The organism is Nocardioides sp., assembly GCF_004803405.1.
Classification (GTDB): Bacteria; Actinomycetota; Actinomycetes; order Propionibacteriales; family Nocardioidaceae; genus Nocardioides; species Nocardioides vastitatis.
In genome coordinates this window covers 33,777-46,856 of the sequence record NZ_SSXI01000013.1, presented here as the reverse complement: position 1 = coordinate 46,856, position 13,080 = coordinate 33,777, and the positions used below count along the sequence as shown (strand labels likewise).

At 70.6% G+C, this 13,080-nt stretch carries 9 protein-coding genes; 7 read left to right on the top strand and 2 right to left on the bottom strand.

Annotated features, from left to right (window positions below; genetic code table 11):
- Positions 1 to 10 precede the first annotated feature (10 nt).
- Together metH and E7Z54_RS01195 are read left to right on the top strand one after the other, a co-directional pair.
- Positions 11 to 3,760: a methionine synthase gene (gene metH, locus E7Z54_RS01200; protein ID WP_136430994.1), complete on the top strand. Its 3,750-nt coding sequence runs from the start codon at positions 11 to 13 to the stop codon at positions 3,758 to 3,760.
- Positions 3,753 to 4,451: an HAD family hydrolase gene (locus tag E7Z54_RS01195; RefSeq protein WP_240769448.1), complete on the top strand. Its 699-nt coding sequence runs from the start codon at positions 3,753 to 3,755 to the stop codon at positions 4,449 to 4,451. The genes metH and E7Z54_RS01195 overlap by 8 nt, the downstream gene beginning before the upstream one ends.
- On the opposite strand, the gene E7Z54_RS01190 is transcribed toward E7Z54_RS01195, so the two are convergent.
- Positions 4,435 to 5,322: a RecB family exonuclease gene (locus E7Z54_RS01190; protein ID WP_136430993.1), complete on the bottom strand. Its 888-nt coding sequence runs from the start codon at positions 5,320 to 5,322 to the stop codon at positions 4,435 to 4,437. The genes E7Z54_RS01195 and E7Z54_RS01190 overlap by 17 nt on opposite strands.
- Before the next feature lie 50 nt (positions 5,323 to 5,372).
- Between E7Z54_RS01190 and E7Z54_RS01185 the strand changes: the two genes are divergently transcribed.
- From E7Z54_RS01185 to E7Z54_RS22795, 5 genes are all read left to right on the top strand, one after another.
- Positions 5,373 to 6,509: a site-2 protease family protein gene (locus E7Z54_RS01185; RefSeq protein WP_240769447.1), complete on the top strand. Its 1,137-nt coding sequence runs from the start codon at positions 5,373 to 5,375 to the stop codon at positions 6,507 to 6,509.
- Between the two features lie 25 nt (positions 6,510 to 6,534).
- Positions 6,535 to 7,476 carry a tRNA (adenine-N1)-methyltransferase gene (locus E7Z54_RS01180; RefSeq protein ID WP_136430992.1) on the top strand — a complete coding sequence of 314 codons (942 nt, stop codon included), beginning with the start codon at positions 6,535 to 6,537 and terminating at the stop codon, positions 7,474 to 7,476.
- Positions 7,477 to 7,600: 124 nt separating this feature from the next.
- Entirely contained in the window at positions 7,601 to 9,355 is a 1,755-nt protein-coding gene (arc, locus tag E7Z54_RS01175) for a proteasome ATPase (RefSeq protein ID WP_240769450.1), read from the top strand.
- Positions 9,356 to 9,453: 98 nt separating this feature from the next.
- The gene (locus tag E7Z54_RS01170; protein WP_136430990.1) at positions 9,454 to 11,511 is read left to right on the top strand and encodes a hypothetical protein; all 2,058 of its coding nucleotides are present in this window, start codon (positions 9,454 to 9,456) and stop codon (positions 11,509 to 11,511) included.
- Positions 11,512 to 12,171, top strand: coding sequence for a hypothetical protein (locus E7Z54_RS22795; protein WP_168798101.1), 660 nt, complete (start codon positions 11,512 to 11,514; stop codon positions 12,169 to 12,171).
- Positions 12,172 to 12,187: 16 nt separating this feature from the next.
- On the opposite strand, the gene E7Z54_RS01160 is transcribed toward E7Z54_RS22795, so the two are convergent.
- Positions 12,188 to 13,024 carry a DUF1206 domain-containing protein gene (locus tag E7Z54_RS01160; protein WP_168798100.1) on the bottom strand — a complete coding sequence of 279 codons (837 nt, stop codon included), beginning with the start codon at positions 13,022 to 13,024 and terminating at the stop codon, positions 12,188 to 12,190.
- Positions 13,025 to 13,080 lie beyond the last annotated feature (56 nt).

Sequence of the window (13,080 nt, the reverse complement as noted above, 5' to 3'; positions counted from 1 at the left end):
AGGATGTGACATGGCTCAGGACACCCGTTGGCAGCCCGACGCGACCGACGAGCTCGCCTCGCTCCTGCGTGAACGCATCGTCATCCTGGACGGCGCGATGGGCACCGCCATCCAGCGGGACCGCCCCGACGAGGCGGGCTACCGAGGCGAGCGCTTCGCCGACTGGCCCTCGGAGCTGCAGGGCAACAACGACCTCCTCTCGATCACGCAACCGGACATCATCGCCGGCATCCACCGCGAGTACCTCGAGGCCGGCGCCGACATCATCGAGACGAACACGTTCAGCTCGAACTCGATCTCCCTGTCCGACTACGGCATGCAGGAGCTCGGCTACGAGCTCAACCTCGAGTCGGCGAAGCTCGCGCGGCGCATCGCCGACGAGGTCGGCGCGAGCACGGGGCGCAAGCGGTATGTCGCCGGCGCCCTGGGGCCGACCACGCGGACCGCCTCGATCAGCCCCGACGTCAACGACCCGGCAGCGCGCAACGTGTCCTACGACGAGCTGGTCCAGGCCTACCTGACCGCCGCACGTGGCCTGGTCGACGGCGGGTCCGACCTGCTGTTCATCGAGACGATCTTCGACACCCTCAACGCCAAGGCCGCGATCTTCGCGGTCCAGTCGCTGTTCGACGAGACCGGCCGGCGCTGGCCGGTCGTCATCTCCGGGACGATCACCGACGCGTCCGGCCGGACCCTGTCCGGCCAGGTCACCGAGGCGTTCTGGGACTCCGTGCGCCACGCCGAGCCGCTGGCCGTTGGGCTCAACTGCGCGCTCGGCGCGCGGGAGATGCGGCCCTACGTCGCGGAGCTCTCGCGGCTCGCCGACACCTTCGTGTCGGTCTACCCGAACGCCGGGCTTCCCAATGCCTTCGGGGAGTACGACGAGGCGCCGGCCGACACGGCCTCGGTGCTCGTCGAGTTCGCCGAGTCCGGGTACGTGAACCTGGTCGGGGGCTGCTGTGGCACCACCCCGGACCACATCGCCGAGATCGCCCGGGTGATGGAGGCCCGCGAGGCGCGCCGGCCCGCCGACGTACAGCCGGCGCTGCGACTCTCCGGACTCGAGCCGTTCGCCGTGACCGACGCCAGCCTGTTCGTGAACGTCGGCGAGCGGACCAACATCACCGGCTCGGCGAAGTTCCGCAACCTGATCAAGGACGGTGACTACGACACCGCCCTGTCGATCGCCGTGCAGCAGGTCGAGGCCGGTGCGCAGGTGATCGACGTCAACATGGACGAGGGCATGATCGACGGCGTCGCCGCGATGGACCGGTTCCTCAAGCTGATCGCCAGCGAGCCGGACATCAGCCGCGTCCCTCTGATGATCGACTCCTCCAAGTGGGAGGTCATCGAGGCGGGCCTGAAGAACGTGCAGGGCAAGCCGATCGTCAACTCGATCTCGATGAAGGAGGGCGAGGAGAAGTTCATCGAGCACGCCCGGCTGTGCAAGAAGTACGGCGCGGCAGCGGTCGTGATGGCCTTCGACGAGGACGGCCAGGCCGACAACCTCGAGCGCCGCAAGGCCATCTGCGAGCGGGCGTACCGGATCCTGGTCGACCAGGTCGGCTTCCCGCCCGACGACATCATCTTCGACCCCAACGTGTTCGCGGTCGCCACCGGGATCGAGGAGCACGCGACCTACGGCATGGACTTCATCGAGGCCACCCGGTGGATCAAGGAGAACCTTCCCGGCGCGAAGGTGTCGGGCGGGATCTCCAACGTGTCGTTCAGCTTCCGTGGCAACAACGCCGTGCGTGAGGCGATCCATGCGGTGTTCCTGTTCCACGCCATCGAGGCCGGACTCGACATGGGCATCGTCAACGCAGGTGCGCTGGTGCCCTACGACACCATCGACCCCGAGCTGCGGGATGCGATCGAGGACGTCGTCCTCAACCGCACCGACGACTCCCTGGCCGCGACCGAGCGGCTGCTCGAGATCGCCGAGCGGTACCGCGGTGCCGGGTCGAGCGACGGCGGAGACGTCGCCGAGCAGGAGTGGCGCTCGCTGCCGGTCGGCGAGCGGATCACCCACGCCCTGGTGAAGGGCCTCGACGCCCACGTCGAGGCCGACACCGAGGAGCTTCGCCAGGAGATCGCAGCCCGGGGCGGCCGCCCGATCGAGGTGATCGAGGGCCCGCTCATGGATGGCATGAACGTCGTCGGTGACCTCTTCGGCGCCGGCAAGATGTTCCTGCCACAGGTCGTGAAGTCCGCGCGCGTGATGAAGCGGGCCGTGGCGTACCTGATCCCGTACATCGAACAGGAGAAGCTCGACAACCCCGCGCTGGCGACCGCGAAGGACACCAACGGCACGATCGTGCTGGCCACGGTGAAGGGCGACGTCCACGACATCGGCAAGAACATCGTCGGCGTGGTGCTGTCCTGCAACAACTACGAGGTGATCGACCTCGGCGTGATGGTGCCGGCGCAGAAGATCCTCGACACCGCCAAGGAGGTCGGTGCCGACATCATCGGCCTCTCCGGGCTGATCACGCCGAGCCTGGACGAGATGGTCGGCTTCGCCACGGAGATGCAGCGGATCGGCATGGACATCCCGCTGCTGGTCGGGGGTGCCACCACCTCGCGCGCCCACACCGCGGTCAAGGTCGACCCGAAGTACGACGGCCCGGTCATCTGGGTCAAGGACGCATCCCGATCGGTGCCGACCGCGGCCGCCCTGCTCGACGACCGGCAGCGACCGGCCCTGCTCGAGGCGACCAGGGCCGACTACGACTCGCTCCGGACGCGCCACGCCGGCAAGTCCGAGCGCAAGCTGCTGTCCTTCGAGGCGGCCAAGGCCAACAGGAGCCCGATCGACTGGAGCCGCTACGACGCTCCGGTGCCGGCCAAGCCCGGGGTCCACGTCCTCACCGACTACGACCTGGCCGAGCTGCGGGAGTACATCGACTGGCAGCCGTTCTTCAACGCCTGGGAGATGAAGGGGCGGTTCCCCGACATCCTCAACAACCCCACCACGGGCGAGGTCGCCCGCAAGCTGTACGACGACGCGCAGGCCATGCTCGACCAGCTGATCGCGGAGAAGTGGATCAGCGCCAACGGCGTCTACGGCCTGTTCCCGGCAGCCAGCACGGGGGAGGACGTGCTCGTCTACGGCGACGACTCGCGCACCAGCGTGCGGGCCACGCTCCACCAGCTGCGCCAGCAGGGGGAGCACCGCGGGGGCATCCCCAACCGCTCCCTGGCCGACTACGTCGCGCCCGTGGACGCGGACGCGAGCGACTACGTCGGCGCCTTCGCGGTGACTGCCGGCGTCGGCCTCGACGAGCGGGTCAAGGCGTTCCGCGAGCAGCTCGACGACTACAACGCGATCCTGCTCGAGGCGCTCGCCGACCGGCTGGCCGAGGCGTTCGCGGAGCGGCTCCACCAGCGGGTCCGCACCGAGTTCTGGGCACACGTGCCCGAGGAGCAGCTGAGCAACGAGGACTTGATCGCGGAGAAGTACACCGGGATCCGCCCCGCGCCCGGGTACCCGGCCTGCCCCGACCACACCGAGAAGCAGACGATCTGGTCGCTGCTCGACGTCGAGGCCACCACCGGCATCCAGCTGACCGAGTCGATGGCGATGTGGCCCGGCGCCGCGGTCTCCGGCATCTACTACAGCCACCCCGAGGCGCAGTACTTCGTGGTCGGCCGCCTGGGCCGCGACCAGATCGAGGACTATGCGGCCCGCAAGGGCTGGAGCGTCACCGAGACGGAGAAGTGGCTGTCCCCGAACCTCGGATACGACCCGGATGACTGAGCCGACGGAGCCGGCTCGGCAGACCCCGCGCCGCCTGGCGCCACCCGCAGCACCGGCAGCAGTCCTGTGGGACATGGACGGCACCCTCGTGGACACCGAGCCGTACTGGATGGCCACGGAGTCGGCGATCGCGGAGGCCTACGGCGGAACCTGGACCCACGAGGACGCGATGAGCCTGGTGGGCAACGACCTGCTCGTGTCCGGGCGCTACATGAAGGCGAAGCTGGGCCTGCCGCAGTCACCCGAGGAGGTCGTCGAGATGCTGCTCGACGGCGTCGTCGAACAGGTCCGGCACGCCGTCCCGTGGTGCCCCGGCGCCCGCGAGCTGCTGCTGCAGCTTCGGGAGGCGGAGGTGCCCTGCGGCCTGGTGACGATGTCCTACGAACGGTTCGTCGCGCCGATCCTGGAGCACCTGCCGCCGGAGACCTTCCGGGTGATCGTGACCGGCGACCAGGTCACCACCGGCAAGCCGCATCCGGAGGCGTACCTGACCGCGGCCGCCGCGCTCGGTGTCGACGCGGCTCACTGCGTCGCGATCGAGGACTCCCCGACCGGGGCGCAGTCGGCAGAGGCGGCCGGCTGCCGCGTGCTCGTCGTACCGAACCACGTGCCGGTTCCGCCGGGACCTGCCCGAAGCTTCCGCGAGTCCCTCGTCGGCACGACCCTCGCGGAGCTCAGTCTGCTGGTGTGACCTGCTCGGGCAGCGGCGGCGGGGTGCCGCCGAACTCCGGGCAGACCGCCTGGTGGGCGCACCAAGCGCACAGGGCGCTGCGCCGCGGACGCCAGTCACCCGAGTCGCGGGCCGTGGCGATCGCCCGCCAGACCGCCTCGACCTTGCGCTCGGTGGCGAGGAGGTCGTCCTCGTCCGGGTCGTAGGAGAGGATCTCGCCGCTGCCGAGGTACATCAGCTGGAGCCGGGTCGGGATCACGCCCCGCATCCGCCAGATCACCAAGCCGTAGAACTTGAGCTGGAAGAGCGCCTTGCCCTCCCAGCCCTCGCCGGGAGCGCGGCCGCTCTTGTAGTCCACCACCCTGATCGACCCGTCCGCCGCGATGTCGAGCCGGTCCACGAACCCGCGGAGCAGCAGCCCGGTGTCGGTCAGCGTCTCGACGTAGAGCTCCCGCTCGGCGGGCTCGAGGTAGCGCGGGTCCTCGAGCCGGAAGTACTGGTCGAGCGCGGCGCGGCAGGAGGCGAGCCAGGAGGTGATCTCGCCTCCACCCTCGCCGAACATCGCGGTGAGGTCGGGCTCGACCTCCTGCAGCGCCGCCCAGGCCGGCTCGAGCATCGACGCGGCCTGGTCGGGCGTGCGCTCGGCGGCCGGGAGGTCGAAGAGGTCCTCGAGCACCTTGTGGACGACCGTGCCCCGGACCGCATCGGGGGACGGGGGCTCGGGCAGGTGGTCGATGGTGCGGAACCGGTAGAGCAGCGGGCAGGCCAGGAAGTCTCCGACCCGCGAGGGCGACAGCGCTCCGACCACGTCGACGCCGTCCACCGGCGTCGACAGCCCGTCGGTGGGTGACGGGTCCCCGGCCGGGGACGGCAGCGTCACGTGGGTCGTCATGAGACGACACTAGGTGAGGCCTCCGACACAGTCCCGGATAGCCTCGGGGTGTGTCCGGACCCGATCTGCCGCCTGCCCGACCGGCGCCCGCACCGCGCGGCATGATCCGGATCGGCCGGATCGCCGGGACCGAGGTGCACGTGTCGACCTCCTGGTTCCTGATCGCCGCGCTGATCGCCTACCTGATGGGGCCCCGGGTCGACCAGGTCCAACCGGGCCTCGGCGGCTGGAAGTACGTCGTCGGGCTGGCCTTCGCGATCGCCCTGTACCTTGCGGTGCTGCTTCACGAGGCCTCGCACGCGGTCGCGGCCCGCCGGTACGGGTTCCACGTGCACTCCATCACGCTGCACTTCCTCGGCGGTGCCACCGCCATCGAGGGCGAGGCCAAGCGGCCCCGCCAGGAGTTCTGGATCGCCGTCGTGGGACCGATCACCTCCCTGCTCGTCGGCGCGGCCGCGCTGGGCCTCTGGTTCGTCACCCCACCGGGGCTGCTGCGACTCGTGGTCGAGGGACTCGCCGGCGCCAACCTGATCATCGGCGTCCTCAACCTGGTGCCAGGCCTGCCGCTCGACGGCGGCCGCGTGCTCAAGGCGGGGGTCTGGGCCGCCACCGGCCGGGTGCACACCGGTACCGTCGTCGCGGCGTGGGGCGGGCGGGTGACCGCCGTGCTGGTCGTCCTCTGGGCGGTCTGGAGCGCCGGTGCCGGCAGCGTGGTCAACCCAGTGCTGCTGTGCGTCGTCGCGGTCTTCCTCTGGACCGGGGCCACCCAGTCGCTGCACTCCGCGAAGGTGGTCGGGCGGCTGTCCGCGGTGGTGGCGAGCGACCTGGCTCGCCGCACGCTCGCCGTCCCCGACGACCTGCCGCTTGCCGAAGCCGTGCGCCGCGCCCAGGAGGCCCGGGCGGGGAGCATCGTCACCATCACCTCCGACGGACGGCCGATCGGTGTCGTGGACGAGCAGGCGGTCAAGGCGATGCCGGAGGACCGCAGGCCGTGGGTGCCCGTCTCCATGGTGGCCCGCGGTCTCGATGACGGCGTCACCCTGCCCGCCTCCATCACCGGCAGCCAGCTGGTCGAGGCGATCCGCCGCACCCCCGCCTCGGAGTACGTCCTGGTGGCCGACGACGGCAGCGTGTTCGGTGTGCTGGCGACCGCGGACGTCGCGCGGGCGATCCGCCAGGCCGGCTGATCGGCGCCCCCGATAGATTGCGCCGGTGACCGACGCCAGTTCAGATGTGCCACCGGAGGCCTGGTCGGGTGTCCACCGCGGACCGCTGCGGGCCGGGGAGTGGGTGCGCCTCGTCGACGGCAAGGGCCGTCGGCACAACTTCCCGCTCGAGCCGGGCAAGCGGTTCTTCTCCAACCGCGGTCACCTCGAGCACGACGAGCTGATCGGGCGCGAGGAGGGTTTCACCGTCACCTCGTCGGCCGGCGGTGAGTACCTGGTCTTCCGGCCGCTGCTGTCCGAGTACGTCGTCTCGATGCCGCGCGGCGCCGCTGTCGTGTACCCCAAGGACTCCGCGCAGATCGTGGCGATGGCCGACATCTTCCCCGGCGCCCACGTCGTGGAGGCGGGCGTCGGCTCCGGTGCGCTGACCTGCTCACTGCTGCGAGCGGTCGGGCCGCACGGCCGCGTGTCGTCGTACGAGCGACGCGAGGAGTTCGCCGAGGTCGCGCGCGGCAACGTCACGCAGTTCTTCGGGGGAGACCACCCGGCGTGGTCCCTGACCATCGGCGATCTCGCGGAGATGCTCCCCGCGTCGGGTCGCCGGTGCGACCGGATCATCCTGGACATGCTCGCACCGTGGGACTGCCTGGACGCGGCGGCCGACGCGCTCCTGCCCGGCGGGATCCTCTGCGCCTACGTCGCCACGACCACCCAGCTCTCCCGGTTCGTCGAGGGGGTGCGGGTCCACGGCGGCTTCACCGAGCCGGGCGCCTGGGAGTCGCTCGTCCGCGACTGGCACGTGGAGGGCCTCGCGGTGCGGCCCGGTCACAAGATGATCGGACACACCGCCTTCCTGGTGACCGCCCGGCGGATGGCGCCCGGGCAGCGCGCGCCGCTGAAGAAGCGCCGCCCTGCACCGGGTGCCTACGGCCCCGACTACGCCGGTCCGCGGCCCCCCGGTGTTCCGGAGACTCCCGCCGAGGACTGACGCCGAGCACCAACGCCGAGATGAGGTCGCAACGGAAACGTTGCAGGCGCGCGGCCGGAACGACTTCCATGTAACACCCCGCCGAGTAGTGTCAGATCCCAAGGAGGTGTGCTGAATGACGAGCATGGGTGAAGGCACTCCCGGAAGCCACCAGTCCCCGAGCCGTGAGGAGCTGGAGGAGCAGGTCCGGTTCCTCGAGAGCGAGGTCCACGACCTGCGCCGCCGCCTGGTCGAGGTCCCCGGGGGAGGATCGCGTGCCCTGGAGATGCGGCTTGCCGACGCGCAGCGGTCGCTGGCGGCCGTGACCGCGCAGAACGAGCGGCTCGCCGGCACGCTCCGCGAGGCCCGCGACCAGATCATGAAGCTCAAGGAGGAGGTCGACCGGCTCGCCCAGCCGCCAGCCGGCTTCGGCACCTTCCTGCAGCGCAACGAGGACGACTCCGTCGACGTTTTCACCGGTGGGCGCAAGCTTCGCGTCAGCGTGAGCCCCGCCGTCGACATCGACGCACTCCGGCGGGGCCAGGAGGTCATGCTCAACGAGGCGCTCAACGTGGTCGCCGCGTTCGACTACGAGACGGTCGGCGAGGTCGTGATGTTCAAGGAGCTCCTCGCCGACGGCGAGCGGGTCCTGGTGATCGCGAACGCCGACGAGGAGAAGGTGGTCCGGCTCGCCGAGCCGCTGCTGGGCCATACGCTCCGCGCCGGAGACTCGCTCCTGCTCGACTCGCGCGCCGGCTACGTCTACGAGCGGGTCCCGAAGTCCGAGGTCGAGGAGCTCGTCCTCGAGGAGGTTCCGGACATCACCTACGAGACGATCGGCGGTCTCGGCAACCAGATCGAGATGATCCAGGACGCCGTCGAGCTGCCGTACCTGTACCCCGAGCTGTTCGCCGAGCACGAGCTCAAGCCGCCGAAGGGCATCCTGCTGTACGGCCCGCCGGGCTGCGGCAAGACGCTGATCGCCAAGGCCGTCGCGAACTCGCTGGCGAAGAAGGTCGCCGCAAAGACCGGAGCTGAGGGGAAGTCCTACTTCCTCAACATCAAGGGCCCCGAGCTGCTCAACAAGTACGTCGGCGAGACCGAGCGCCACATCCGGCTGGTCTTCCAACGCGCGCGGGAGAAGGCCAGCACCGGCACCCCCGTGATCGTGTTCTTCGACGAGATGGACTCGCTGTTCCGGACCCGGGGCTCCGGCGTCTCCTCCGACGTGGAGAACACCATCGTCCCGCAGCTGCTCAGCGAGATCGACGGCGTGGAGCTGCTGGAGAACGTCCTGGTGATCGGTGCCTCCAACCGCGAGGACATGATCGACCCGGCGATCCTGCGTCCCGGACGGCTCGACGTGAAGATCAAGATCGAGCGTCCGGACGCCGAGTCGGCGCGCGACATCTTCAGCAAGTACCTCACCACCAGCCTGCCGCTGCACCCCGACGACGTCGCCGAGTTCGGTGGCGACCGCGACTCCGCCGTGCACGGCATGATCCGCGCCGCCGTCGAGCGGATGTACGCCGAGACCGAGGAGAACCGCTTCCTGGAGGTCACCTACGCCAACGGGGACAAGGAGGTCCTGTACTTCAAGGACTTCAACTCCGGAGCGATGATCCAGAACATCGTGGACCGCGCGAAGAAGATGGCCATCAAGGACTTCCTCCAGCACGACCAGAAGGGCCTGCGGGTCTCCCACCTGCTGCAGGCCTGTGTGGACGAGTTCAAGGAGAACGAGGACCTTCCCAACACGACCAACCCCGACGACTGGGCGCGGATCTCCGGCAAGAAGGGCGAGCGGATCGTGTTCATCCGCACGCTCATCACCGGCAAGCAGGGCACCGAGCCCGGCAGGTCGATCGACACCGTCTCGGACACCGGCCAGTACCTGTAGCCGGCCCCAGGACGCCTGTGGACGGGCGCGGGGATGGCTGCCCGATCGGCTGCCCGTTCCGGCACCGGCCGAGAGCGAAACGATGGAACGCTCGGAACATGCTCGAGCGGGAGTCCCGCCCACAACGAGCCGCGCCGAAACCCAGAGCCGCTGCGACCCGTCCCGCAGCCGACCCCACGGGCACCGTCGACCTGCAGCGACGTGCCGGCAACCGCGCGGTGGCGAACGCCGTCACCGCGCTGGTGGCGAAAACCGGTGCCTCCGCCGGTGCGCCGGCAGTGCAGCGGGTGCCGGTCGAGCTCGACCGGCCGCGGGAGACGCTCTACAACGATGAGACCGCCGGCACCGGCAAGGCCACCGCCTCGAAGTACGGGAGCCCGAAGAAGTTCCAGATGGACCGCCACGGTGACACCGGCGTGACCGTCACGGTCCGGATCAGGTTCGTCAACTCACCGCGCAAGCCCGACGGCACCCCGGTGGGGGAGCCGACGGCGATTCCCGCCAACGACCCGGACGACCGGCGATCCTGGTGCCAGGGCATCGTCACCGAGCAGGTCAAGCCGTGGAACGGCAAGCTCACCCTGCACGGGGAGACCCGGACCCTGCCCTTCAGCGACGATCCGCCGCGGAAGATCCTCCTCCCGGTCACCTTCAAGGCGGTCGCGGTCTTCGACCTGAACGCCGACCACGACAAGACGATCGCGGTCCATCCCAAGGCGACCCGAGCGAGCAGGGCGACCGGGAACCCCATCGACGCCGGGAACTACTACCTCAACAAGGGCAGCTACTCCGCGGACGACAAGGTCATCGCAGCGCACGAGTTCGGTCACCTGATCGGGGTCGACGACGAGTACAGCCAGAGCAACGAGATGCTCAACGCATTGCTGCACCAGGCCGCGCCGAAGGACGCGCCGAGCGCCAAGGCCCCGCTGGACAAGGCGACGATCGAGAGGATGGCCCTGGTCTCCCTCAGGGCGCCGCTGCTCGCCCGCCTGACCGCCGTCATGCCGGCGGTGACCGCAGCGTTCGAGTCGAAGCGGGCGGCGGTCCGGGCGCGTCTCGCGGCGGTCGCCCGGTCCGGCGTGCGCGAGGCCTCGGTGAAGGCGGCACTGGAGAAGCGGCTCGCGGCGGCGGCGTCCGCCAAGGTCAAGCCGTCGGTCCCTGGCGCCGTCGCGTTCGAGACCACGCGGAACTTCGGCAACCTCACCATCGCAGACTCGGCGGTCGCCTCCGGCTTCACAGCCGCCCGGATCGTGCCGAAGATCGACGGCGCCTACCGGAGGTCCTTCGACGCCGCCCAGGGCGCGCCGATCACGCTGCCGGCGCTCGGGGCGACCAGCATCAACGTCGCGACCTCGGTGTCGAACATGACGGCGGCCGGGGGAGCCCAGCAGGCGAACGCCGCCGGCGCGGCGGCAGCGGCCATCGGCGCCCCTGCCCAGCTGGTCAATCTGTTCGGCGCCCAGTTCACCGTCCCACCCACAGGCCTGGTCGCCGCGCTGACCGGTCTGCCCGCGACCTGGGGCACGGCGGGCTCGGCCCTTGAGAGCGCGATGACGCCGGCCGCGTTCGCCGAACGGATGACCAAGATCGTCGACGACGCGGCCGCCACCGAGGCGTCCCGAGCCGCCGTCGCGGCGCTGGGCGCCATCATCACCGGCGCCCCACCGCCTGCCGCCGCACTGCAGACGTCGCGCGCGCTCTACCGCAAGGCACTGGAGATCATGAACGCCGCGGCCGTCGGTGCCGGGGAGCAGCTGGTCGCCGACCTGCTCGACCAGGTCCTGACACCGGTGCTGGCGGACTCGGTCAAGGACCTGCAGGCGGCGATCGGCGCCGAGACCGACAAGGCGATGGGGACCAGTCCCGGGGCCATGGCGGCAGCGGCGGCCGGCAGCCCGCAGCTCACCGCCTTGGTCGGCCACATGAAAGCTCAGCTCGACGCCGACAAGACCGCCGCCGCCGGTGGCGGCAAGTCACCCCTCGGCAACGCCAAGGCGGCCCCGGACCAGCACGTCACCTACAGCGTGCAGAGCCTGATGGGATCGAGCAAGGACACGAGCTTCCGAGCAGACCAGGTCGAGCCCCTCGTCGGTCAGTTCAACGAGAAGCTGAAGTCCATCCTGGAGAAGCCGTTCGAGGCGAAGGTCAAGTAGATGCCCGACATCGCGCGGATCCGTTGGACCACTCCCGAACCGACCGCTGTGGACGAGCACCTGCTCGTGTTCCCGGACGGGACCGCGCTCCTGGTGGTGCGCACCTCGCGTCGCGGCGACCCGGTCGTGGGCACCTGGCGCGGCACCGCGTCCCCCGCGGACCTCGCCGTGCTGGACGGCCGGGACGTCGAGGTCGACCTGCTGCATCCGGTCGACGACGAGGTCATAGCTGCCGCCGACCGGCTCGCGGCCGAGGTCAAGGAGCCGGTGGCGGTCCTGGCCTTCGCCGTGAACCCCCTCCCGGACGGCCGCGTCGTGCTCCTCGCCGTCGGCGACGGCTCGGCTCCGGCCGGCGTCGAGCTCGATCCCGCGTCCCTGGTCGTGCACCTCGAGCGGGCTGACGGCAGCGAGCTCGCGTGGCACCCGGTGCCACCGCTGGTCACCGGGTTCACCTCCCCGGAAGCCCACAACTTGGGCGGTGTGCGGAGTCCGACCCTGATCCACGGCGGAGAGTACGGCGGGATCTCCCTGGACGCGCCGGCGGATCCTGGCGCGACGCAGGTTTCGATCGGCTTCGCCGGCTGGTTGCGGGACGCTGCCGGCGACGAGGCGGACGTCCGGCCGTTCCGGGTCCGCACTGCCGCGGCGCCCCTGGCGTGACCACCACAGCGACGGATCACGCGCCTCGCAGATACCAGGCCCGCGCGACGTGGAAGGCGCCGTAGCAGGCGAGACCGACAGCCACGACGACGAGGATCCACGGCCCGAAGGGCTCGTCGCGCAGCCGCACGATCGCCTGGTCGAGTCCGCCGGACTTGTCCGCGTCATGGGTCAGGCCGGCCCATCCGAAGAGGCCGCCGATGGCCAGGAAGGCAACACCCCGACTGGGGTACCCCAGGCGGGCCAGCACCTCGACCACCGTGCCCACGTTGCCAATGCGTCCCTCGACGTCGAGACCTTTGCGCCAGCGGTCGCCGAGCCCGCGGACGATGCTGAACACCCCGAGGGCGGCGAGGGCGATGCCGACCATGATCACGAGCGCTGGGCCGAAGGGAAGGCTCATCACGCGCTCGGTCATGGTCTGCTCGCCGCCGCCCGACGACGCCCCGGCCGCGGTACGCACGGCGAGGACCACGAGGACCGCGAAGACGCCACCGCGTCCGGCCGACGCGGCGCGGGCGCCCCATCGACGCAGTCCCTCCTCGGCGCGGTGGCCGCCGACCGCCTGGCACGCCTCCCACACGGTCAGCGCCGACAGGCCGGCGGCGGCGAGCCAGAGCGCCACCGAGCCCAGCGGCTTCTGCGCCAGCTCCTGGAGCGCGCCCTCGCTGGAGGCCGATCCAGCCGGCTCCCGGAGCGCGAGCTGCGCGGCGAGCCAGGCGACCAGCAGGTAGACGACGCCGTAGGCCAGCATTCCGGCGCGGGCGGACCAGTCGAGCGCCGGGTGGTCGCGCGCCTCCCGCGCCGCCTCCCCGGCGGAGTCCTTCGACGCCGGATCCTGCTGCGCGACCATGGCTCCTCCTGAGAGCCCAGTACCCGCCCGGGGTCGCGGCATCCCGAGCGCGGAAA